Source organism: Streptomyces sp. NPDC043685 (genome assembly GCF_056436585.1).
The window spans coordinates 371,006-394,383 of sequence record NZ_JBWKCH010000004.1; the positions used below are offsets into that span (position 1 = coordinate 371,006).

General features: G+C 70.1%; 20 protein-coding genes and 1 pseudogene. 13 read left to right on the forward strand and 8 right to left on the reverse strand.

The genetic code is table 11. From position 1 onward, the window contains the following. Window positions 1-88 precede the first annotated feature (88 nt). From metG to AC0665_RS15190, 3 genes are all read left to right on the forward strand, one after another. On the forward strand, window positions 89-1,804 hold the full coding sequence (gene metG / locus AC0665_RS15180) for a methionine--tRNA ligase (protein WP_468634680.1): 1,716 nt from the start codon (window positions 89-91) through the stop codon (window positions 1,802-1,804). Window positions 1,805-1,950: 146 nt separating this feature from the next. Further along, window positions 1,951-2,316 (forward strand): PH domain-containing protein, encoded by a 366-nt coding sequence (locus tag AC0665_RS15185; RefSeq protein WP_030846758.1) that lies wholly within the window; start codon window positions 1,951-1,953, stop codon window positions 2,314-2,316. Between the two features lie 47 nt (window positions 2,317-2,363). Beyond that, the gene (locus tag AC0665_RS15190; RefSeq protein ID WP_478705147.1) at window positions 2,364-2,633 is read left to right on the forward strand and encodes a hypothetical protein; all 270 of its coding nucleotides are present in this window, start codon (window positions 2,364-2,366) and stop codon (window positions 2,631-2,633) included. A gap of 225 nt (window positions 2,634-2,858) precedes the next feature. On the opposite strand, the gene AC0665_RS15195 is transcribed toward AC0665_RS15190, so the two are convergent. After that, window positions 2,859-3,821: a GlxA family transcriptional regulator gene (locus AC0665_RS15195; protein ID WP_478705148.1), complete on the reverse strand. Its 963-nt coding sequence runs from the start codon at window positions 3,819-3,821 to the stop codon at window positions 2,859-2,861. 19 nt (window positions 3,822-3,840) lie between these two features. Here AC0665_RS15195 and AC0665_RS15200 point away from each other — a divergent pair, with 19 nt between their 5' ends. After that, complete coding sequence (locus tag AC0665_RS15200; RefSeq protein WP_478603670.1) at window positions 3,841-4,863, forward strand: NAD-dependent epimerase/dehydratase family protein; 1,023 nt, start codon at window positions 3,841-3,843, stop codon at window positions 4,861-4,863. A gap of 95 nt (window positions 4,864-4,958) precedes the next feature. Here AC0665_RS15200 and aspS read toward each other — a convergent pair whose 3' ends face one another. Beyond that, window positions 4,959-6,722: an aspartate--tRNA ligase gene (gene aspS, locus AC0665_RS15205; protein ID WP_468408180.1), complete on the reverse strand. Its 1,764-nt coding sequence runs from the start codon at window positions 6,720-6,722 to the stop codon at window positions 4,959-4,961. Window positions 6,723-6,901: 179 nt separating this feature from the next. On the opposite strand from aspS, the gene AC0665_RS15210 reads away from it, so the two are divergent. Continuing rightward, a complete protein-coding gene (locus AC0665_RS15210) occupies window positions 6,902-9,040 on the forward strand; it encodes a SpoIIE family protein phosphatase (RefSeq protein ID WP_468408178.1) in 2,139 nt (712 codons plus the stop codon). On the opposite strand, the gene AC0665_RS15215 is transcribed toward AC0665_RS15210, so the two are convergent. The 3 genes from AC0665_RS15215 to AC0665_RS15225 all read right to left on the reverse strand — a co-directional run bounded on the left by AC0665_RS15215 (window position 8,995) and on the right by AC0665_RS15225 (window position 12,843). Beyond that, a complete protein-coding gene (locus AC0665_RS15215; protein ID WP_478603148.1) occupies window positions 8,995-10,074 on the reverse strand; it encodes an AI-2E family transporter in 1,080 nt (359 codons plus the stop codon). The genes AC0665_RS15210 and AC0665_RS15215 overlap by 46 nt on opposite strands. Window positions 10,075-10,158: 84 nt before the next feature. Next, window positions 10,159-11,136: a pirin family protein gene (locus tag AC0665_RS15220; RefSeq protein WP_363117333.1), complete on the reverse strand. Its 978-nt coding sequence runs from the start codon at window positions 11,134-11,136 to the stop codon at window positions 10,159-10,161. A 177-nt stretch (window positions 11,137-11,313) separates the two neighbouring features. Beyond that, on the reverse strand, window positions 11,314-12,843 hold the full coding sequence (locus AC0665_RS15225; protein WP_478705149.1) for an MFS transporter: 1,530 nt from the start codon (window positions 12,841-12,843) through the stop codon (window positions 11,314-11,316). Between the two features lie 132 nt (window positions 12,844-12,975). Here AC0665_RS15225 and AC0665_RS15230 point away from each other — a divergent pair, with 132 nt between their 5' ends. Further along, a complete protein-coding gene (locus tag AC0665_RS15230) occupies window positions 12,976-13,737 on the forward strand; it encodes a TetR/AcrR family transcriptional regulator (protein WP_478705150.1) in 762 nt (253 codons plus the stop codon). Here AC0665_RS15230 and AC0665_RS15235 read toward each other — a convergent pair. Next, window positions 13,734-14,198 (reverse strand): SseB family protein, encoded by a 465-nt coding sequence (locus tag AC0665_RS15235; protein WP_363121359.1) that lies wholly within the window; start codon window positions 14,196-14,198, stop codon window positions 13,734-13,736. The two genes, AC0665_RS15230 and AC0665_RS15235, sit on opposite strands and share 4 nt — an antisense overlap. A 191-nt stretch (window positions 14,199-14,389) precedes the next feature. On the opposite strand from AC0665_RS15235, the gene AC0665_RS15240 reads away from it, so the two are divergent. From AC0665_RS15240 to AC0665_RS15265, 6 genes are all read left to right on the forward strand, one after another. Further along, window positions 14,390-16,216: an acyl-CoA dehydrogenase gene (locus AC0665_RS15240; protein WP_363121360.1), complete on the forward strand. Its 1,827-nt coding sequence runs from the start codon at window positions 14,390-14,392 to the stop codon at window positions 16,214-16,216. 76 nt (window positions 16,217-16,292) lie between these two features. Further along, window positions 16,293-17,585, forward strand: coding sequence for a M18 family aminopeptidase (locus tag AC0665_RS15245; protein ID WP_478508388.1), 1,293 nt, complete (start codon window positions 16,293-16,295; stop codon window positions 17,583-17,585). 87 nt (window positions 17,586-17,672) lie between these two features. Beyond that, window positions 17,673-17,927: a DUF6458 family protein gene (locus AC0665_RS15250; RefSeq protein WP_361296595.1), complete on the forward strand. Its 255-nt coding sequence runs from the start codon at window positions 17,673-17,675 to the stop codon at window positions 17,925-17,927. 100 nt (window positions 17,928-18,027) lie between these two features. Then, window positions 18,028-18,369, forward strand: a complete 342-nt coding sequence (locus tag AC0665_RS15255) for a hypothetical protein (RefSeq protein ID WP_478705151.1) — start codon at window positions 18,028-18,030, stop codon at window positions 18,367-18,369. Window positions 18,370-18,731: 362 nt separating this feature from the next. After that, a complete protein-coding gene (locus AC0665_RS15260) occupies window positions 18,732-19,325 on the forward strand; it encodes a hypothetical protein (protein WP_478705152.1) in 594 nt (197 codons plus the stop codon). Between the two features lie 108 nt (window positions 19,326-19,433). Then, the gene (locus AC0665_RS15265) at window positions 19,434-21,773 is read left to right on the forward strand and encodes a hypothetical protein (protein WP_478603139.1); all 2,340 of its coding nucleotides are present in this window, start codon (window positions 19,434-19,436) and stop codon (window positions 21,771-21,773) included. Window positions 21,774-21,803: 30 nt separating this feature from the next. Here AC0665_RS15265 and AC0665_RS15270 read toward each other — a convergent pair. Continuing rightward, a pseudogene (locus AC0665_RS15270) lies at window positions 21,804-21,911 on the reverse strand (cupin domain-containing protein); the annotation flags it as partial. Window positions 21,912-22,010: 99 nt separating this feature from the next. Between AC0665_RS15270 and AC0665_RS15275 the strand changes: the two are divergent. After that, window positions 22,011-22,502 carry an LURP-one-related/scramblase family protein gene (locus AC0665_RS15275; RefSeq protein WP_468408165.1) on the forward strand — a complete coding sequence of 164 codons (492 nt, stop codon included), beginning with the start codon at window positions 22,011-22,013 and terminating at the stop codon, window positions 22,500-22,502. Between the two features lie 11 nt (window positions 22,503-22,513). On the opposite strand, the gene AC0665_RS15280 is transcribed toward AC0665_RS15275, so the two are convergent. Continuing rightward, window positions 22,514-23,311 carry a carbon-nitrogen family hydrolase gene (locus AC0665_RS15280; RefSeq protein WP_468634649.1) on the reverse strand — a complete coding sequence of 266 codons (798 nt, stop codon included), beginning with the start codon at window positions 23,309-23,311 and terminating at the stop codon, window positions 22,514-22,516. Between the last annotated feature and the right edge of the window lie 67 nt (window positions 23,312-23,378).

Genomic DNA, 23,378 nt, shown 5'->3' on the forward strand with positions numbered 1-23,378 from the left:
TACCCGTGTCAGCTACGATTTCAAGGTTCCGTAGACGACCGCGACCACGAGATCGTCACCCCACGTAGCGACTTGGGAGCAGCCCGCGATGGCTCGACACCTCATCACCAGCGCCCTTCCGTACATCAACGGGATCAAGCACCTGGGCAACATGGTGGGGTCCATGCTCCCGGCGGACGTGTACTCCCGCTATCTGCGCCAGCGAGGCCACGAGGTCCTCTACATCTGCGCGACGGACGAGCACGGCACCCCCGCGGAGCTCGCCGCCAAGGAGCAGGGCGTGCCCGTGGACGCGTTCTGCACGGAGGCGCATCACCAGCAGAAGGCGATCTACGACGGCTTCAACCTGGCCTTCGACTACTTCGGCCGCAGCTCCTCCCCGCAGAACCACGAGATCACGCAGGAGATCGCCCGCGAGCTGAAGGCGAACGGCTTCATCGAGGAGCGCGCGATCCGCCAGGTGTACTCGAACGCCGACGGCCGCTTCCTGCCCGACCGCTACATCATCGGCACCTGCCCGCACTGCGGCTACGACAAGGCCCGCGGTGACCAGTGCGAGAACTGCACGCGCGTCCTGGACCCGACCGACCTGATCGACCCCCGCTCCGCGATCAGCGGCAGCAGCGACCTGGAGATCCGCGAGACCAAGCACCTGTTCCTCCTCCAGTCGGCGCTCGCCGGCGAGGTGGAGGCGTGGGTCGACGAGCGCGCCGACAACTGGCCCGTCCTCGCGTCCTCCATCGCCCGCAAGTGGCTAACGGAGGGCCTGCACGACCGGGCGATCACCCGTGACCTGGACTGGGGCGTCCCCGTACCCGCCGACACCTGGCCGGACCTCGCCGCCGAGGGCAAGGTCTTCTACGTCTGGTTCGACGCCCCGATCGAGTACATCGGCGCGACGAAGGAGTGGGCGGACCAGGACCCGGAGAACCGTGACTGGCGCTCCTGGTGGTGGGAGTCGGACGCGAACGTCCACTACACGCAGTTCATGGGCAAGGACAACGTCCCCTTCCACAGCGTGATGTTCCCGGCGACCCTGCTGGGCACCCGCGCCCCGTGGAAGAAGGTCGACGTCATCAAGGCCTTCAACTGGCTGAACTACTACGGCGGCAAGTTCTCCACGTCCCAGCGCCGGGGCGTCTTCACGCACGACGCCCTCGACATCCTGCCCGCCGACTACTGGCGCTACTTCATGATGGCGAACGCCCCGGAGTCGGACGACTCGTCGTTCACCTGGGAGCACTTCACCGCCACGGTGAACAAGGACCTGGCCGACACCCTCGGCAACTTCGTCAACCGCGTCCTGTCGTTCTCCCGTAAGCGCTTCGGTGACGAGGTCCCGGCGGGCGCCGAGCCGGGCGAGGCGGAGGCGAAGCTCGGCGAGGAGATCGCCCGGCTGCTCGCGGAGTACGAGTCCCAGATGGAGGCCATCCAGTTCCGCAAGGCGGCGGCCGCGCTGCGCGCCCTGTGGTCGGCGGGCAACTCCTACCTGGAGGAGAAGGCCCCCTGGCTGGAGATCAAGACCAACCCCGAGGGCGCCGCGCTCACCCTGCGTACGGCGATGAACCTGATCCACCTCTACGCCGTGGTCTCCGAGCCGTTCATCCCGACGTCGGCGAAGAAGATGCGTGAGGCGTTCTCCCTGGAGAACGACACCGCGCTGTGGGTCACCGCGGACGAGGCACGCTCCCTCACCGCCGTCCCGGCCGGCACCCCCTTCACCATCCCGCCGGTCCTGTTCGCCAAGCTCACGGACGAGGACCTGGAGTCGTACAAGGAGCGCTTCGGCGGCGAGCCGGCGTAACGCCCGTTCCGCGTCCGACCCTAGGGGAATCTCCTCCTGGGGGCGGACGCGTTCGCGGAACGACTCGTCCCCGGGCTCGTCGCCTCCGGGAACCCCTGTTCATAGGATGACCGAGGCACCTGGCCAACCACATGGGGGGAACACCGATGGCACTCTTCGGCAACGCACACACCGTGAACCCGCAGTCCGCCCAGCAGGACTACGCCCGCCTCCTCGGCCACGGCGAGCAGGTCCACGCCGCGTTCCTGCTGATCCGCGACACCATCCTCTTCACCGACCGCCGCCTCATCCTGATCGACAAGCAGGGCATCACCGGCAAGAAGGTCGAGTACCACTCGGTCCCCTACCGCAGCATCACCCACTTCGCGGTGGAGACGGCCGGCACCTTCGACCTCGACGCCGAACTGAAGATCTGGATCTCCGGCACCCCGACCCCCATCGAGAAAACCTTCACCAAGGGCGTCGACATCTACGAGGTCCAGGCGATCCTGACCCAGTTCGTCGCAAGGTAGCCCACCGCACACGGGGAACGTTCCGCACCTGGAGAGAGCTGGAGAAGATGGTCGCCACTTACTTCCCGGGCAGGGGGACGCTCTTCGAGGAGACGTACCTCGAAGGCAAGGCCGAAGGCAAAGCCGAGGGCAAGGCTGAAGGCAAAGCCGAGGGCACAGTCGAGTCCATTCTCCGCGTGCTCGACAAGCGCGGCATCGACCTCCCCGAGGAAGCCCGCGACCGCATCACGTCCTGCACCGACCTCGACACCCTCACCCGCTGGTTCGACCGCTCCCTGACAGCCGCCTCCGCGGAGGAACTGTTCACCGAAGGGTGACCGGCGCACGGGAACACCGGGCCTGAGCCGGTCGGGTCAGCGGGCCTCTCCCGCGACCGGCTCGCCCACCGTCGCCCTCTCCTCGCCGGGACGCGTCCGCGCGCCCCGGCCCGTGTGCCGTACGAACGCCACCCCGGCCACCGCCGGCACCGACGCCGCCGACAGCGTGTACAGCCCCCGTTCATGCTCCCCGTCGTGTCCTGGTCGAGGGCGAGTCGCGTTCGTTCACTGGCCGGTCTTCGCGCTCCGACGGTGGGTGAAGGCGCTGCGGTAGGCGGCCGGGGTCATGCCGATCTGGCGGCTCAGGTGCTGGCGGAGCGACTCACCGGAGCCGAGGCCGCTGCGGCCGGCCACATGGTCGACGGTGAGATCGGTGGTCTCCAGCAGCTCGCGGGCCCGCAGCAGTCGCTGCTGGAGCAGCCATTGGAACGGGGTCACACCGGTCTCGGTGGTGAAGCGGCGGGTCAGGGTCCGCACACTGACCTTGGCCTGGCCGGCGAGGTCGTGCAGGGAGATCGGCTGGTCCAGATGTTGCAGTGCCCAGATGCGGGCCGTGTCCAACGGGGAGTCGGTCCTGGCCGGCAGTGGGGTCCGCACGAACTGCGCTTGCCCGCCGTGGCGCACCGGGGTGACGACGGCGGCGCGAGCCGCCGCGTTGGCCACGGCCGCGCCGTAGTCGGAGCTGATCAGATGCAGGCACAGGTCGATCCCGGCGGCCGAGCCCGCACCGGTGACGATCGGTCCGTCCTCGGCGAACAGCCGGTCGGCGTCCACGCGCACCGAAGGGAAGGCGCGCCGCAGTTCCTCGGCCAGGGCCCAGTGGGTGGTGGCGGCACGGCCGTCGAGGAGCCCGGCCTGGGCGAGGACGAAGGCGCCGCTGCAGATCGAGGCAACGCGTTTGCCCGCGGCGACCGCCTCCCGCAAGGCGTCCAGTGCGGCCGGCTCGGCATCGTGCCGGCTGGCGGTCGAGGGGACGATCACCGTGTCCGCCGCCGCGACCGCCTCAAGGCCGTGCCGGATCACCACCTCGATGCCACCGGAGGCGGCGACGGTACCGGGCCTGGCGGTGCACACGGTCACCTCATAGCCGGGGAGTCCGTCCAGTTCGGCGGCGCCGAGCAGCGTCGACGGCATGGACAGGTCGAAGGGCTTGACCGCAGGCACGGCCAGGACGGCAACACGATGCATGGCCAGATCCTTGGATCTCGTGGCTTTCAGGCCACTGACCCTACACCGCGTCGACACAGCAGAGTTGGCCGAGCGGCGGGCCCCCGCGAACCACGTTTCCCACTCCAGGGAAGCGTTCCATCTTCGAGGAAGCGGAGACCACGTCATGGCTGAATCAGTCGTCATCGGAGCAGGCGCGACCGGGATCGCGACCGCAAGGCAACTGGCCGACAGCGGCAAGCGGGTCCGCCTCATCACCCGCAGTGGCAGTGGCCCTGACCACCCCGGCATCGAACGGATCGCCCTGGACGCGGGCCGCACTGACGAACTGGCCGAGGCACTGGCCGGAGCGACCACGGTCTTCAACGCCGCCATGACCGCCTACCAGACGTGGCCGGAGACCATGCCGCCGTTGTTCGCTTCGATCCTCGCCGCGACCGAGCGGGCCGGGGCCGACTACGTGATGCTCGGCAACCACTACGGCTATCAGCGGACCACCGGGCCGGTCACCGAGCGAACCCCGATGACCCCGCACACCCGCAAGGGCCGGGTGAGAGCCGAGCTGTGGCGGCAGGCCAAGGATGCCCATGACGAAGGGCGGCTGCGGGTCACCGAAGTGCGAGCCGGCCAGTACCTGGGCCCAGGCGCAGTCTCAGCGTTCACCCTGCTGGTCGCGCCCCGGGTCCGCGAGGGGGAACTGGCTCTCGTCCATGGCAATCCCGATGCGGCGCATTCGTTTTCGTATACCGAGGACGTCGCGACGGCGCTGGTGGCGGTCAGCGGTGACGAGCGAGCCTGGGGACGGGCCTGGAACGCCCCGGTCATCACCACGACCCTGCGCCAGGCCGCGACCGCCCTCGCCGAACTCCACGGAGCGCCCGAACCCCGGTTGGAACCGCTCACCGAACGGGATGTGACGCTGCTGTCCTTCACCGATCCACTGTGGCGGGAGTTCGCCGAGATGAGCTACATGACCGAGCGTCCGTTCCTCGTGGACGACAGCGATATCCGCGACACCTTCGGCCTCAAGCCCTCGACGCTCCGCGAAGCGCTGGCGGCCTGACGCCGCGGGCGGGCCCGGGCTGGGCTGGGTGAAGGCCCTGGGTACGACGATGGCCCGGAACCGGCGTCGGTTCCGGGCCATTGCCGCAAGGTCGCCTACTTCGGCTGCGGCTTGCGCACCGACAGGTGCAGCTCCTTCAGCCGCGCCTCCTCCAGCTCCGTCGGCGCACCCATCATCAGGTCCTGGGCGTTGCCGTTGAGCGGGAAGGCGATGGTCTCGCGGATGTTGGGCTCGTCGGCCAGCAGCATGACGATGCGGTCGACACCCGGGGCGATGCCGCCGTGCGGCGGGGCGCCGAAGCGGAAGGCGCGCAGCATGCCCGCGAACTTCTCCTCGACGGTCTCACGGTCGTACCCGGCGATCTCGAAGGCCTTGAGCATGATCTCCGGCTCGTGGTTCCGGATCGCGCCGGAGGACAGCTCGACGCCGTTGCAGACGATGTCGTACTGCCAGCCCAGGATGTCCAGCGGGTCCTGCGTCTCCAGGGCCTCCAGACCGCCCTGCGGCATGGAGAACGGGTTGTGCGAGAAGTCGATCGCGCCGGTCTCCTCGTCCTTCTCGTACATCGGGAAGTCGACGATCCAGCAGAACCGGAAGACGTTCTCCTCGAAGTGCCCGGCGCGCTTGGCGGCCTCGACACGGACCGCGCCCATGATCTTCGAGACCTCGTCGAACTCGCCCGCGCCGAAGAACACGGCGTGGCCAGCCGCGAGCGACAGGCGCTTCGTCAGCTCGGCGACGTTCTCCTCGGTGAGGAACTTCGCGATCGGACCGGACAGCGAGCCGTCCTCGGCCACCCGCACCCAGGCCAGGCCCTTGGCGCCCTGGGAGACGGCGTAGTCGCCGAGCTGGTCGAAGAACTTGCGGGGCTGGGCGGAGACGTCCGGCACCGCAAGGGCCCGCACGTGCTTGCCGGCGAACGCCTTGAACTCCGAGCCCTCGAAGACATCGGTGATGTCGACGAGCTCCAGCTGAGCGCGCAGGTCCGGCTTGTCGGAGCCGTACTTCAGCATCGCCTCACGGAACGGGATCCGGGGGAAGGGGGACGTGACGTGACGGCCGTTGCCGAACTCCTCGAACAGCTCGGTCATGAGCTTCTCGATCGGCTGGAAGACATCCTCCTGCTCGACGAAGCTCATCTCGACGTCGAGCTGGTAGAACTCGCCCGGCGAGCGGTCGGCGCGCGCGTCCTCGTCACGGAAGCAGGGCGCGATCTGGAAGTAGCGGTCGAAGCCGGAGATCATCAGCAGCTGCTTGAACTGCTGCGGCGCCTGCGGCAGGGCGTAGAACTTGCCCGGGTTCAGGCGGGACGGGACGACGAAGTCGCGGGCGCCCTCGGGGGAGGTCGCGGACAGGATCGGCGTCGCCATCTCGTTGAAGCCGAGGGCGACCATCTTCGAGCGGATCGAGGCGATCACCGACGACCGCAGCATGATGTTCTTGTGCATGCGCTCGCGGCGCAGGTCCAGGAAGCGGTACTCCAGGCGCCGCTCCTCGTTGACCCCGTCCTCGGTGTTGATGGTGAAGGGCAGCGGCTGGGCGGCGCCCAGCAGCTCGACCTCGCCGACCTCGACCTCGACCTCACCGGTCGGCAGCTCCGGGTTGATGTTCTCGGCGCCCCGGGAGACGACCTTGCCGTCGACCCGGACGGTCGACTCCTTGGACAGCTTGTCGAGGGCCTCGTAGGCGGGGGTGCCGGGACGGGCCACGAGCTGCGTGATGCCGTAGTGATCGCGCAGATCGATGAAGAGGATGCCGCCCAGGTCGCGCCGATTGTGCAGCCAGCCACTCAGCCGGACGTCGCTGCCGACGTCAGAGGAGCGGAGCTCGCCGCAGGTGTGGGACCTGTACCGATGCATCGTCGTTCATCCAGTCTTCGCTGATCGGGGTCTGTGTTTCACGTGAAACTGGTCCCCAGCGTACCGGGCAGGCGTAGATCGGCTCTCCACAGTTATGGATCGAGCACCCGAGGGCCGTCGTTCCGGCAGACGTCCGCTATCGGTGGCAGCGTTCGATCGCGTCTTCTTACAGTGGGGCAATGCGCACTGGCGAGCCTCTGCCCGCCGTGGGGGAGGCCCTTGCCGCCCTCGCGACCGGCCTGTGGCACTGGGACACCGCCACCGGGCTGGTCACGGTCGACGCCGAGGCGGCCCGGCTGCTCGGGCTGCCCGCCGAACCGGTCAGCCTCACGGAGGCCCAGGCCCGGGCCCGGCTGCACCCGGTGGACTGGAACGAGATCACCGGCGTGATCCAGCTGGCCGTGGCCGAGGGCACCCTCGCCGAGGTCCGCATCCGGATCATGGACGAGCAAGGCCATATCGTCCGGGTCGTCCGCAGCCGTTCCAAGCCGTCCTTCGACCGGGCCCGCAAGGCGTACCGGCTGATCGGCACGCTCCAGGAGGTCACCGAGCCGACGCCGGGGACCCCGGCCGGGCGCAGCGCGGTCACCGGGGACTGGCGGCGCTCGCGGGAGGCGTTCCTGCTCGACGCGGGCCGGGCGCTGGCCGAGGCGCGCTCCACCCAGGAGGTCCTGCGGGTCACGGCGAATCTGTCGATGCCCGGGTTCTCACCGGACGGACTGGCGGTGTTCGGGGTCTCGGGCGACCGCCTGACGGTCATCGGCCACCACGGGCAGCAGCGGGGCACCGAGAGCCCCTTCTCGGAGATGCCGCTGGACACGGACTATCCGGCCGCTGAGGTGGTGCGCACGGGCCGGGCCGTCTATCTGTCCTCCGCCGAGCAGTACAAGGCCCGCTATCCGCTGACCTGGCCGCTCGCCGAGCGCTTCGGGCGCCGCTCCTGGGCGTTCCTGCCGCTGATCGTGGCCGGGCGCACGATGGGCGCGTGGATGGCGGCCTTCACCTACCCGGTGGCGTTCACCCCGGACGAGCGGTCCGTGCTGGCGACGGTGGCGCGGATGCTGGCGCAGGCCCTGACCCGGGCGGGAGTGGCCGAGAGCGAGCGGGCCCTGACCGACGGACTCCAGCGCACGATGCTGCCGAGACTGGGCCCACAGCGCATCCCGGGCATGAGCGTGGCCGCCCGCTACGTCCCCACCGGCGGCGGACTCCAGGTGGGCGGCGACTGGTACGACGTGATCCCCCTGCCCAGCGGGCGGTTCGCGCTGGTCATCGGCGACGTCCAGGGCCATGACGTCCGGGCCGCCGGCCTGATGGGGCAGCTGCGGATCGCCCTGCGGGCCTACGCCTCGGAGGGCCACCGCCCGGACGCGGTGCTCTCGCGGGCCTCGCGCTTCCTGCACGGCATCAGCGACGAGGACCCCTCCGACCCGCGCTTCGCGACCTGCGTGTACGTCGAGGTCGACCCGGCGACGGGGGTGCTGGACATCGCCCGCGCCGGACACCCGGACCCGGCGATCCGGCTGGCCGACGGCACGGTGCTGACCCGGCCGACGTCGGGCGGTCTGCCGCTGGGCATCGATCCGGACGCCGACTACCCCACGACCCGGCTCGCGCTGGAGCCGGGCGAGACGATGCTGCTCTGCACGGACGGCCTGATCGAGACCGGCGGCCACGACCTGGACACCGGCTGGCGGCGGCTGCGCGTGATCCTGGAGGACCACAAGGGTGATCTGGAGGAACTCGCCGACGCCCTGGTGCAGGCCGTGCACGGGCCGTCCTCGCACCACACCACCGGCCCGCTGGCGGACCGCCGCGAGGACGACATCGCGATGCTGCTGCTGAGCCGGGACGGTGACGGCTGCGGGTGCGGCGACTCGATGACCGTACGGCCTGCGGTGCGCCGTTCGGTGCTGACCGTGGCGCAGGCCGAGCCCGAGCGGGTGGCGGCCGCCCGGCAGCAGATGCGCGAGCTGCTGCACGACTGGACCTCGCCTGACCAGGTCGACTCGGCGGTGCTGCTGCTGTCCGAGCTGCTGACGAACGTCCTCGTGCACACCGACTCCGACGCGCTGCTGGTCGCCGAGATCATGGGCGGGGTGGGTGAGCGGCGGCTGCGGATCGAGGTCGCGGACGCGGGGGACGACCTGCCGCACAAGCGCAGCCCCGGGGAGCTGGCCTCCTCCGGACGCGGCCTGGTGCTCATCGAGCTGCTCGCGCACGCCTGGGGGGTCGAGCCGCGCGGCGAGGGCAAGAGCATCTGGTTCGAGCTCTACGAGTCGCCGGACGGCTCGGGGGACGGCTCCTGGTCGCCGTAGCGCAGGCGCAGTTCCTGGACGACGCCGAACGCGGCGGCGGTCAGGGGCACGGCGAGGAGCATGCCGAGGACGCCGGCGACGGACGCCCCGGCCGTGATCGCCACCATGACCACCGCCGGGTGCATCTGCACGGTCCTGCTCTGGATCATCGGCTGGAGCACGTGCCCTTCCAGCACCTGCACCGCCAGCACCACACCGAGCGCCCACAGCGCGATGACGAACCCCCGGTCGGCGAGCGCGACCAGCACGGCCACGGCTCCCGAGAGGAAGGCGCCGAGGTAGGGGATGTACGCCCCGACGAAGACCAGCGCGCCCAGGCCCGCCGCGCCCGGCACGTCGAGGACGAGCAGCCCCACGGTGATGCAGAGCGCGTCGATCAGGGCGATGAAGGTGGTGCCGCGCATGAACCCCTCCACGGCCCGCAGGGCCCGCCGCGCCATGGCCTCCAGGGTGTCGGCCGACCCGCGGGGCGCCAGGGACCGCAGCGTGGCGGCGGCCTTGTCGGAGTCGCGCAGGAAGAAGAAGACCAGCAGCAGCGCCAGTACGGCCATGGCGATGGTCTCGCCGACCACGCTGACGCCGCTGATCACGCCGGAGGCGGCCGTACCGCCGAACTTGCCGAGCAGCTCGCGGGCGTTGGAGGCGACGTCGTCCAGCGAGGTGCCGGCCGCGCCGAAGTGGTCGGAGACCCCGCGGGCGGCCTGCTTCAGCGAGGCGACGATCTCGTCACCGGTGTCGATGAGTGCGGCGACCACGATGTACACGGCCCCGCCGACCACGGCGACCACCGCGACACAGGTGAGCCCGGCCGCGACGGACCGGTGCACCCCGGCCTTCACCAGCCGCCCGTGCAGGGGCCGCAGCAGCGCCGTCCCGAGCAGCGCGAGCAGCACGGGCACGACGGCGGTCCGGAACTCCGCGACCAGACGGATCCCGACGTAGACGACCCCGGCGGCGAGCAGCAGTACGGCGCACCAGGCGGCGAGACGCCGGACGGGGCCGGGGAGGAGCGGGGCCTGCTGGGTGTCCTGCACCCCTCCACCCGACCACGCACCCGGCGGGCCGTCCCGTCAGGACGGCCCGCCAGGGTGACAGGGCGTCAGCCCCGGGGTGCCGCGTCAGTCCTGCGGGCCGCTCGCGGTCATGCCGTGCACCGCGGGCACCGTGCCCAGACGGCCCTTCTGGAAGTCCTCGAAGGCCTGCATGAGCTCGTCCTTGGTGTTCATGACGAACGGGCCGTAGTGGGCCATGGGCTCGCGGATGGGCTGTCCGCCGAGCAGGACCACCTCGAGGTCCGGGGTGTGGGAGTCCTGCTTCTCGTCCGCGCGGACGGTCAGCGCGGAGCCCGCGCCGAAGACGGCCGTCTGGCCCATGTGGACCGGGCGGCGCTCGGTGCCGACGCTGCCGCGGCCGGCCATGACGTACGCCAGGCCGTTGAAGTCCTCGCGCCACGGCAGGGTCAGCTCCGCACCCGGAGCCACCGTCGCGTGGATCATCGTGATCGGCGTGTGCGTGATGCCCGGCCCCTGGTGCCCGTCCAGCTCACCGGCGATGACCCGCAGCAGCGCGCCGCCGTCGGGGGTGCTGAGCAGCTGGACCGAGCCGCCCCGGATGTCCTGGTAGCGCGGGGCCATCATCTTGTCCTTGGCCGGGAGGTTCACCCACAGCTGGAGGCCGTGGAAGAGCCCGCCGGACACGACGAGATGCTCGGGCGGGGCCTCGATGTGCAGCAGGCCCGAGCCCGCGGTCATCCACTGGGTGTCCCCGTCGGTGATGGTGCCGCCACCGCCGTTGGAGTCCTGGTGGTCGAAGATGCCGTCGATGATGTACGTGACGGTCTCGAAGCCGCGGTGCGGGTGCCAGGGGGTGCCCTTGGGCTCGCCCGGCGCGTACTCCACCTCGCCCATCTGGTCCATCATGATGAACGGGTCGAGATGGCGGTAGTTGATCCCCGCGAACGCCCGGCGCACCGGGAAGCCCTCGCCCTCGAAACCGCTCGGAGCGGTCGTGACGGCCAGCACGGGACGTGCCACGGCATCGGCAGACGCGGTCACGCGGGGCAGCGTCAACGGGTTCTCGACGGTCACTGCAGGCATGTCGGTTCCTCCTCGTGTACGCCCAGTTTAGTTGAGCGTTGAACTTTCTGCCACCCCGAACAGCGAAAACCGGGAAGGCATTCCCGACCCGGGGACGGCGCAGCGAACCACGGGAGACCGGCACGGCGAAAGGCCGTCACCCCCTCGCCGGGGGTGACGGCCTGCGGGCCCCGGGCCTCAGGCGGCCAGTTCACGCTCCTCGCTGCCGGACTTCTCGCCGCCGGCCTCTTCGCCGCGGGCACCGGCCCGCTCGGCCGTGCGGTCGCGCATCACCAGCGTGGCGACGAGCGCCGCGGCCAGGACACCGATCGCGCTGATCGTGAAGGTCGTCGACATCGACGCGGTGAAGGCCTCCCGGGCCGCCCGCACCAGGCCCGCGTCGCCACCGGCGGCCGTGAGGGCCCCGCCGATGGACTCCCGGGCCTGCCCGGGGGCGCCGGCCGGCATCTCGTCGGCGTAGCCACTGGAGAGCAGGGAGCCGAGGATCGCGATGCCGAGGGCGGTGCCGGACTGCTGGATGGTGTCGTTGAGCGCCGAGCCGACGCCCGCCTTGTCCGCCGGGATGGTGCCCATCAGCGCGGCCACCGCGGCCGGCATGGCCAGACCGGCACCCAGGCCCAGGACGCCGAGCGCCACGGCCGGGACGGTGAAGCCGCTGTCGGCGGTGAGCGTGGTCAGCAGCCCGAAGGAGAGGGCCATCAGCAGCATCCCGCCGAGGATGACGAACCGGTTGCCCGCCTTGACGGCGAGCTGCGCCCCGGCCGCGTTGCCGGCCAGCGCCGCCACGGCCAGCGGCAGGAAGGCCAGGCCCGCCTTGACCGCGGACCAGCCGAGCACGAACTGGAGGTACTGGGTCAGCACCAGCAGAAGCCCGGCGTTGCCGATCTGGACCAGGGCCAAGGAGAGCGAGCCACCGCTGAAGTCGCGGTGCCGGAAGAGGGCCAGCGGGACCATCGGTGCGCTGGTGACGTTCTGCCAGACCACGAAACCGGTCAGTGCCACCACCGCGCCGGCCAGGACGAGGAGGGAACGGTCCGCGAACGCGCCGTGCTGCGGGATCTCGATGATCCACCAGACCAGGGCCGTCATGCCCACCGCCGACAGCACCGCGCCCAGCGGGTCCGGCTTCTGCCAGGGCGCCTTCGACTCCGGCATCAGCAGCACACCGGCCAGCAGCGCGAGCCCGACGATCGGCACGTTGATCAGGAAGATCGCCTGCCAGGCGAAGTGGTCGATCAGCACGCCGCCCAGCACCGGGCTGCCGACCAGCCCGAGCATCGACACCGAGCCCCACGCGGCCATCGCCTTGGGCCGCTCGCTCTCGTCGAAGACGGTGATCAGGATCGACAGCGTCGACGGCATGATCAGCGCCCCGCCCACGCCCATCGCGATCCGCACCGCGATCAGCTCACCGGGCGTGGCGCAGAAGACTGCCCCCAGACAGGCCGCCCCGAACAGCAGCAGCCCGATCAGCATCACCCTCCGGCGCCCGAACCGGTCCCCGAGGCTTCCCGAGGTGAGCAGCAGCCCGGCGAAGACCAGGACGTAGGAGTCGAGGATCCACTGCGTCTCCTGGGCGCTCGCCCCGAGGTCCTCGGTCAGGGCGGGCACCGCGACCGTCAGTGCCATGTTGTCGACGACCAGCACCAGCGTGCTCAGGCACAGCACGATCAGGATCCACCAGCGCCGTGGATGGCGAGCGTCCATGTCCTCTTTCCCCTCCTGCGAACACCGTTCCTTCGGTGCGCACACTGTACGCACAGCGGAACAGTGTGCGCAATCCCTGGTTTCTGTACGCTGACTGCGCACGCCGTTCGCACGACGTCTGAGGGAGCCGCGATGAGCAGGAGCAGGGCGACGGACCGGAATCCGATCCCGTCGGTGTGGACCCGCGAGCAGCGCCGGGCCGACCAGCCCGCGCTCAGCCGGGACGCGATCGTCCGCGAGGCGATCGCCATGCTCGACGCGGACGGCATCGAGGCGCTCAGCATGCGCAAGCTCGGCGCCCGCCTGAACGCGGGCGCCACCTCGCTCTACCGGCACGTGGCGACGAAGGACGAGCTGATGGAGCTGGCGGTGGACGAGGTGACCGCCGAGGTCCACGTCCCGGCGGCCGACCGCCCCGACTGGCGCGCGGCGGTGACGGAGGCCGCCCAGTCCTTCCGCACGACCGCGCTGCGGCACCCCTGGCTGACCCTGGTGCTCGGCCAGGCCGGTCTCGCCTACCTGGGCCCCAACTACATGAACTTCTCCGAGCGGCTCGCCGCGCTGTTCACGGCGGCGGGCTTCCCCGAGCCGAGCCGGGCGATCGAGACCGTCTTCTCGTACGTCATGGGCATGAGCAGCGCGGAAGCGGCCTGGCTCAGCACGGTCGCGCGCTCCGGCGAGACCGAGGCCGGCCTCATCACCCGTCTGATGCCGGCCGCCCAGCAGGCGGCGGCCGGCCACTCCCACCTGGCGATCCCGCACGCGGAGGTCGAGGAGGCCACCACCGACCCCGCCGCCCTGCGCGACATGAAGTTCGCCTACGGCCTCGAGGTCGTCCTGGACGGCCTCGCGCTACGCCTGCCGAAGGGAGACGGCGAAGGAGCCAAGGACTAGCCGTACATCCGCCGCATCGCGAACTCGACCATCTGCTCCACGGCCTTCGCGTCGAACACCATCCGGTGGTCGCCCTCCATGTCGAGGACGAAGCCGTAGCCCGTCGGCAGCAGGTCCAGGACCTCGGCGCCGGTGATCACGAAGTACTTGGACTCCTTGCCCGCGTACCTGCGCAGCTCCTTGAGCGTGCTGAACATCGGGATGACCGGCTGCTGGGTGTTGTGCAGGGCGAGGAAACCGGGGTTGTCGCCGCGCGGGCAGTAGACCTTCGACGTGGCGAAGACCTGCTGGAAGTCCTCCGCCGCCATCTGCCCGGTGGTGAACGCGCGCACCGCGTCCGTGAGCGAGGGCGGGGACGGCTCGGGGTACAGCGGCGGCTGCTGCCCGTACCCGCCGGACATCGGCTGCTGCGGAGGCGCGTACTGCCCTTGCGGGCCCGCTGTCTGGTCGTAGCCGTACATGAGCGCAAGCGTACCGAGCACGGAGGGCCGGGCCGGCCTGTTGCCGGTATGAGCCACGCGTCACAGATGACCGGATCGGGGTTGCTTCTTATTACCGACGGGTAGCATCATCGGAGCTACTTGTTGGTACGTGAACTAGCGCGAGGATTCAGTGCCTCGCACACCTCTCTACGGAGCCGGGAGCCGTCACCATGGGGCACTACAAGTCGAATCTCCGCGACATCGAGTTCAACCTCTTCGAGGTACTCGGCCGCGACAAGGTGTACGGCACCGGTCCGTTCGAGGAGATGGACGTCGAGACCGCCAAGAGCATCCTTGAGGAGATGACCCGCCTCTCGGAGAACGACCTGGCGGAATCCTTCATCGACGCCGACCGCAACCCGCCGGTCTTCGACCCGGAGACCAACACGGCGCCGGTCCCCGCGTCCTTCAAGAAGAGCTACCAGGCCTTCATGGACTCCGAGTACTGGCGGCTCGGCCTGCCCGAGGAGATCGGCGGCACCACCTCGCCCCGCTCCCTGATCTGGGCCTACGCCGAGCTGATCCTGGGCGCCAACCCGGCCGTGTGGATGTACTCCTCGGGCCCGGCCTTCGCCGGCATCCTCTTCGAGGAGGGCAACGAGGTCCAGAAGCACATAGCCAAGATCGCCACCGAGAAGCAGTGGGGCTCCACGATGGTGCTCACCGAGCCCGACGCGGGCTCCGACGTGGGCGCCGGCCGCACCAAGGCCGTGCAGCAGGAGGACGGCTCCTGGCACATCGAGGGCGTGAAGCGCTTCATCACCTCCGGTGAGCACGACATGTCGGAGAACATCCTCCACTACGTGCTCGCCCGTCCCGAGGGCGCCGGCCCCGGCACCAAGGGCCTGTCCCTCTTCCTCGTCCCGAAGTACCTCTTCGACTTCGAGACCGGCGAGCTGGGCGAGCGCAACGGCGTCTACGCCACCAACGTCGAGCACAAGATGGGCCTGAAGGCCTCCAACACCTGCGAGATGACCTTCGGCGACCAGCACCCCGCCAAGGGCTGGCTGATCGGCGACAAGCACGACGGCATCCGCCAGATGTTCCGCATCATCGAGTTCGCCCGCATGATGGTCGGCACGAAGGCGATCTCCACGCTGTCCACGGGCTACCTCAACGCGCTGGAGTACGCCAAGGAGCGCGTCCAGGGTCCGGACCTGGCCAACTTCATGGACAAGACCGCGCCCAAGGTCACCATCACCCACCACCCGGACGTGCGCCGCTCGCTCATGACGCAGAAGGCGTACGCGGAGGGCATGCGCGCCCTGGTGCTGCACACCGCGGCGATCCAGGACGAGATCCAGATCAAGGAGGCAGCCGGCGAGGACACCTCCACCCTGGAGGCCCTCAACGACCTGCTCCTGCCGATCGTCAAGGGCTACGGCTCCGAGAAGGGCTACGAGCAGCTCGCCCAGTCGCTGCAGACCTTCGGCGGCTCCGGCTTCCTCCAGGAGTACCCGATCGAGCAGTACATCCGGGACTCCAAGATCGACACCCTCTACGAGGGCACCACGGCGATCCAGGGCCAGGACTTCTTCTTCCGGAAGATCGTCCGCAACCAGGGCGCCGCGCTGAACTCCCTCGCCGAGGACATCAAGAAGTTCCTCGCCCTCGGCACGGGCGGTGAGGAGCTGGCCGCTGCCCGCGAGCACCTCGCCAAGGCCGCGGTCGAGCTGGAGGCCATCGTCGGCCTGATGCTGACCGACCTCGCCGCCACCGAGCAGGACGTCAAGAACATCTACAAGGTCGGGCTCAACACCACCCGCCTGCTGATGGCCTCCGGAGACGTCGTCGTCGGTTACCTGCTGCTTCGGGGCGCCGCGATCGCCGCCGAGAAGCTGGAGACGGCCTCCGCCAAGGACAAGGCCTTCTACACCGGCAAGATCGCCGCCGCGAAGTTCTTCGCCGCCAACGTCCTGCCGGGCGTCACCCTGGCCCGCAAGGTCGCCGAGGGTGTCGAGCTGGACCTGATGGAGCTGGACGAGGCCGCGTTCTAGGTCTCCCGCGTCCTGTGTTCGAGGGCCTGTTCCCCTACGCCGGGAACGGGCCCTCGTCCGTCGTTAAGGTGAACCCATGACCCAACCAGCCCGCTTCGACCGCGGCCACACCGACGACCTCATGACCTTCCTGGCGGCGAGCCCCACGCCGTACCACGCCGTGGCCACCGCCGCCGAACGGCTGGAGAAGGCGGGCTTCAAGCAGGTCGCCGAGACGGACGCGTGGGACGGGACGAGCGGCGGCAAGTACGTCCTGCGCGGCGGCGCGATCATCGCCTGGTACGTGCCGGAGGGCGCCGCCCCCCACACACCGTTCCGGATCGTCGGCGCCCACACCGACTCCCCCAACCTGCGCGTCAAGCCGCTCCCCGACAGCGGGGCGCACGGCTGGCGGCAGGTGGCCGTGGAGATCTACGGCGGACCGCTGCTCAACTCCTGGCTGGACCGCGACCTCGGCCTCGCGGGCCGGCTGACCCTGCGCGACGGCTCCACGCGCCTGGTCGACGTCGACCGGCCGCTGCTGCGGGTCCCGCAGCTCGCCATCCACCTGGACCGCTCGGTGACGGCCGACGGCCTCAAGCTCGACAAGCAGCGGCACATGCAGCCGGTGTGGGGCCTCGGCCGCGATGTGCGCGACGGCGACCTGATCGCCTTCCTGGAGGAGGAGGCCGGCATCCCCGCCGGCGAGGTCACCGGCTGGGACCTCATGACCCACTCCGTCGAACCGCCCGCCTACCTCGGCCGCGACCGCGAGCTGCTGGCCGGGCCCCGCATGGACAACCTGCTGTCCGTGCACGCCGGCACGGCGGCGCTGACCGCCGCGGCCTCCGGCTCGTTGACGTCCATCCCGGTCCTGGCCGCCTTCGACCACGAGGAGAACGGCTCCCAGTCCGACACCGGCGCGGACGGACCGCTGCTCGGCACGGTGCTGGAGCGCTCGGTCTTCGCCCGCGGCGGCACCTACGAGGACCGGGCGCGCGCCTTCGCCGGCACGGTCTGCCTCTCCTCCGACACCGGCCACGCCGTCCACCCCAACTACGCGGAGCGGCACGACCCGACGCACCACCCGCGTGTCAACGGCGGCCCGATCCTCAAGGTCAACGTCAACAACCGCTACGCCACGGACGGTTCGGGGCGCGCCGAGTTCGCGGCGGCCTGCGAGGCGGCCGACGTGCCCTTCCAGTCCTTCGTCTCCAACAACTCCATGCCCTGCGGCACCACGATCGGCCCGATCACCGCCGCCCGGCACGGCATCAGGACCGTCGACATCGGCGTGGCCATCCTGTCGATGCACAGCGTGCGCGAACTGTGCGGCGCCGACGACCCGTTCCTGCTCGCCAACGCGCTGACGGCCTTCCTGGAGAGGTAGAACCACGCGCCACCGCATGGGTGTTCGCCGCGGGGGTACCCGGTGTTCGGGACCGGACCGACCGGACCGTACAGGGAGGCGACACACATGGGCCTCGGCGGATGCATCATCCTCATCGCCGTGGGAGCCATCCTCACGTTCGCGACCGACTGGGACATGCAAGGGGTCAACCTCGACCTGGTCGGCATCATTCTGATGATCGTCGGACTGATCGGCGTCACCACGTTCAGCAGCATCGCGCGGCGCAGGCGCGTGGTGGTGCCCCCCACCACGCCGGTCGTCGAAGACCCGGCGGCGCACCACCACCGGCGCGACGGCTACAGCGACGGTTACGGGGTGTAGGACAGCGAGAGGTCCGCACCCCGGGTCGCGCGCGAGCGTCCGGGAGGCTTTCGACGCAAGTCCAGGTATCTCAGCAACTAACTCAGTAATGTGCTGAGTTATGAACTTCACCGTTATCGCTCACGCCGTCGAGGTGGACCACGGCATCAAGCGGCTCTCGATGCGCTTCATCAAGAAGTACGCGGCGCCGGAGCGGCAACGTCTGAGCGCCGAGCTGTGCGATGAGATCTCCAAGGAGTTCGACAAGCTCGGACTCATCACGCTGCCCCGGCGCCTGCCGACTTCCGAGAACGAGTACGTGTTCGTCATCGAGAAGACCAGCGCCCTCGGCCAGACCGTGGCCATCGCATCGACGCTCGCCGCCCTCGACAAGCTCGGGCAGAGCCCGCTGCCCCGGCTCTTCGACAACTACCCCGAAGCGCTGGGGCACTTGGGCTCGTAAGCGACTACTTGCTGCCCGATCTCGCCCCGATCGGATCACTTCGGGGCAGTGTACGTCCGGGTTCGACCGACCGTCTTGATCGGCTTGGTGGCCCGCCACGCAGACAGTAGTTTCATCAGCGTGCGAAGCGAGGCGCCTGCAACGCACGAGCACCGCGTTGCAGCGGAGGCTCCACGACATCCCGTGCCATGCATCGGAGTTGAGCCTTGAGCGCTTCCGAAAGCCACTCTGCCATCCCCGCCGCCGGCGGCGAGGCCCAACACACATCTCCCATCTTCACAAACGCGAACAATCCACCTGGGAGTGTCTACTTCACCGTCCTGTCCGGCGGCCCGGACATGTCCGTCGCCGGGTGGCTCCACATGCCCTACGAGGCCTTGGAGTCGAAGGAAACCACTGACGTCTGGCGCGAGTTCCGCGAGGAGCTGTACGCGGATCCCGCGCTGAACATCAGGCGCGGTGACACGCTTCGCGCCAGGAAACTCGCCGCCGGGCAGGGCAGGCCGCGCTTCCCGTCGGCCCACCGTGGTCCGAACCGGGCCGAACAGTGGAGCTACCGGCACGTCCTGCGGCGGGGGCTGGGGGTGGTCGCCCGTCTGCCGGGGACCACGGTCGGCAGCGCCCGCGGACGGGGCATGAGCGCCACCGCCACGACCGAGGCCGTCCTCGGCGAGCTGTCCTCCCGGCACGCGAGGGACAGGTCGTCCGCCCTGGCGCTCATCCGCACCCCGGCCGACACCACGTGGTACGAGCTCATCCCCGGCCCCGTCCCCGCCGCCCCGAGCCTGGTCCGAAGTGCGCCGTACGCGTCCGCCGAGGCGGGAGGCCTGCTGGAGGCCGCGGAGTTCGTCGCGTACTGCGCCTACCAGCACTACGCCCGATCCCACCACCGCCGGTTCCTCTGGGATTGGCTCCCCGAGTTGCTGCCGGGTGCCGCGCGGCCCATCGGGATCTGACGAAAGCCGGTCCGCCGACTGCCGAGCAGCGGCCCGAGAGCATCGGGCCGCTGCTCCCCGTCACACCCACACCGCCTTACTGCCCCTTTCTCCCGGAGGACATCGCCCATGCCCGTTCACGCTCCCCGCTCCTTCACCGTGCAGTGGGGTTCCGATTCCGTACTGGTGTCCAATGTCGAGCCCGACCTACCGGTCGCGACCGGGGACGCGGATCTGGCGAAGGTGGTGGCGGCGGGCGAGGCCAACCCGGTGACGCTGCTGCCGGAGGCGGCCTGGCGAGCCGTCGCCCGCGCCACGACCGGGCCCGACGGGGTGGCGGTACAGCTGCGTCCCACCCCCGAGGAGCCCGCCGGGCTGCTGATGGTGGAGAACGTCGACGGTGCCACCCTGCACTCGGTGGTCACCCGGGTCTACCTGAGCGAAGTGCTGCCCGGCATCCAGCCCCGCACGGGCATGGAGGTCATGGAGATCCCCGACCCCCAGGTGCAGGGCATCACCGACGAGGACCGGCCCTGCGCCATCGTCCGCTACCGATTCCAGGACCTCGCCCACCTGCGGAACCACGTGTGGCAGACCATCCACGGCACCCTGTCCCTCAACAGCTACGCGCCCTCCATCCTCGCCCGCAAGGTCACCCGCAACCTCATCACCCATCCCGTCGAGATCACCTTCGAGGACGGCACCGAGTCCTTCCACGCCCTGGTGGTACGGGACGGCATCACCCGGCTCGCCAGCGCCTGGGCCGTGCAGGCCGGGCCGGACGCGGACGCGGCGGAAGCGGCGGGACTCGCGGTGGACTCACTGTTCGGCAAGAACTCCGCCGTGTCCCCGGGGCCCGGCAGTGACCCACTCGGACAGCGGCTGGCCGCCGGCCGCGAGCGATGGCGCCGGGCGCTCAGGAAGGAGTTCGCCCAGGCCATGACCGCGGAGGAGCCGGGAACGCGCGCCGCCCAGATCGCCCAGACCTACGTCCTCCCGGCCCAGATCGCCGTCGGGGCGGAAGGCCACCCCGGGCATCTGCTGGCCGCCGAGGACATCTTCGACGACGCGATCCGCTCTGTCCTGGCCTCGGTGCACGTCGAGTTCAAGCAGTGGGACACGGCCGCACAGAACGTCGAGGTCGCCACCCGCGCCCTCAAGCGCGTGATCCAGCTCGGCGACTCGCTCGTCCCCAAGGACGACCTCCAGGTCGTCTACGGACTGGCCGTCGGCCGGATCCCGGTGGAGGAGATTCCCTCCGTGTTCGCCACCGACGGGGGCACGGCCCCGCCCGGCACCGCCCTGTGGCGCAGCGTCTACCTGGTGCACGCGCTGACCCGCCCGGAGCTTCTCGACCCGCTGAAGGACCAGGCCAAGGCAATCAAGGGCGGCAGGCGCATGGGCCTCAAGGGGTTCGCGGAACTGCTCGGTCCGCTGATCGACCTCCCGTGGCGCTCGTACAAGAAGCACGTCACCACCCAGGCACGCAACGCCTGGAACAACGGCGGCGTCCTCACCTCTGACGTGATCCAGGAGTGGGAACCCCTGCCCACCGACGACTTCACCAGCCTGGTGAAGCCCGCCCTGCTCGGCGACAGGGACGCCCGATGCACCCTGGCCGTGGCCGGGGGCGTGGCGCTGATCGCCGACAAGCTCCTCACCCGCAACGTCGGATCGGCCCTCATGGCCGCCAAGGAGAAGGGCGGCGTCCCGTTCCGCGCCGACGTCAACCAGGTCATCGAGGACCTGTCCCAGCAGCACAACGAGCTGGGGCTGTGGACCCTCGCCCTCGCCGCGAACCGGTTTCGCAGCGACGCGCTGCCCGAGAACGCCGTGACGATGCGCCAGCTCATCCACAAACAGAAGGCGGAGGGCGAGGCCGGCACGCCGTACGTGCATTTCAAGGTGGATCTCGACGAGGCCGACCAGATCGAGCGCGACGCCGACGGTGTGCCGGTGATGCTGCATCAGTGGGACGTCGTCTGGGCGTCGAACCCGGACCGGGCCCTCAAGGCGCGCCCTCAGAAGGCACTCTTCGTGCCGCCCCAGCCGGAGCCGAGGACCGGCCCGGCGGCGGGACCGGCGGAAGCCGACGGGGGTGTGACAGGCGCGACCGGCGAGGGCGTGACGAGCGAAACCGGGGACCGCGAGAGCCGGGAGGCCGGCTCGTCCACAGATCCGGCTCCGGGGCCGTCGCAGGAGGTGTCCCTGCCCGCCAGCCAGCGGGCCGCCGAACACCGGTACGTCCTGCGGCAGAGCGTCACGGGCGCCCGGGACTCCCTCGACCGGTTGCTCCTCCTCGAACCGGAGGTCGGCAGCCACACCCCCATCGTCCCGGTGACCGTCCTCGACGAACTGCACAAGCTGCTCATCGGCCTGCAGACGGACGTGGAGAACCTGCGCCGGAAAGCCGCACAGGAGGAAGCGGTCACGGACGGCGAGGAAGCATCGGAGGAACTGGAGGTGTGACAGGCCGGCTCGTTCCCGGCCCCCCGGCGATCAGCCCAGCAGGTGTCCCGTCGTGGCGTCCACATGGGCCGGGATCGCGTCGTGGTGGTCGCCGACCGTCAGGGTGCCGGTCGGTTCGAACATGAGGATCGCTGTGGGGGCCGCCAACCTGCGCACGCGCCTGTGGCGGGCGACCGGCCTCAGCCCGTCGGCCTACAGACGGCGTTTCGGACCGGGCGGCGGGGAAGCCCTGGTCCCATGAGATTCCTCGTGTACGACCGGCTTCTCGGTTTCGGTGACGACTACTGGATCGAGGACGACCACGGCAGCAAGGTGTTCCTCGTCGACGGCAAGGCGCTGCGGCTGCGGGACACCTGGGAGCTGAAGGACCCCCACGGACGCGTCCTCGTCGACATCCACCAGAAGATGCTCGCCCTGCGCGACACCATGGTGCTCCAGCGCGGCGGAGAGCCGCTGGCGACGATTCGCCGCAAACGGCTGTCCCTGCTGCGCAACCACTACCGGGTGTCCCTGGCCGACGGCAACGAACTCGACGTCAGCGGCAAGATCCTCGACCGGGAGTTCGCCGTCGAGTACGACGGGGAGCTGCTGGCGGTGATCTCCCGGCGGTGGCTGACCGTGCGGGACACCTACGGCGTGGACGTCGTCCGCGAGGACGCGGATCCCGCGCTGCTGATCGCGGTGGCCGTGTGTGTGATCCACCTGGCGGAGAAGGAACGGGAGGACTGAGGGCGCCCGGGTCAGGGCCGGCGCGGGGGCTGGAGGCCCAGCACCCGGTCCTTCAGCGCCGGGAACTGCTCACGGGTCGCCGCGACCTTCCCGGGGTCGAACTCCACCGTGAGGACCTCCTCGCCGGCACCGGCCTGCGCCAGCACCTCACCCCACGGGTCCACCACGATCGAGTGACCGGCCTGGGGAATTCCGGCGTGCGTCCCGGCCGTCGCGCAGGCCAGGACGAACGACTGGTTCTCGACCGCCCGTGCCTGGGCCAGGAGCGTCCAGTGGGACCGGCGGCGCTCCGGCCAGCCCGCCGCCACCACGAGCGTCTCGGCCCCGGCGTCGACGAGCCCGCGGAAGAGCTCGGGGAAGCGGAGGTCGTAGCAGGTGGACAGGCCCAGGGTCGTCGCGGGCAGCCGCACCGTCACCAGCTCGCTGCCCGCCCCCATCAGCACGGCCTCGCCCTTGTCGAAGCCGAAGCGGTGGATCTTCCGGTAGGCCGCGGCCAGGTCGCCGGAGGGGGAGAAGACGAGGGAGGTGTTGTAGAGCGGACCCTCGGGGTCCCGTTCCGGGACGGAGCCCGCGTGCAGCCAGACGCCCGCGTCGCTCGCGGCCTTGGCCATCGCCTCGTAGGTCGGACCTTCGAGCGGCTCGGCCTCGCGCGCGAACTCCTCGTAGGCGAAGGCCCCCGTGGTCCACAGCTCCGGCAGGAGGACCAGGTCGGCTCCGGCCTGTTCACGGACCAGGTCGGCCGCCCGCCGCCGACGCGCTTCGACCGATTCGTCCTCGTTCACGGCGATCTGGATCACAGAGGCGCGCACACTACCACCGTCCTGGCATTCGAGTCGTCCACACGGGCCTACGATCGTCACACGAAAGCACTGCCGG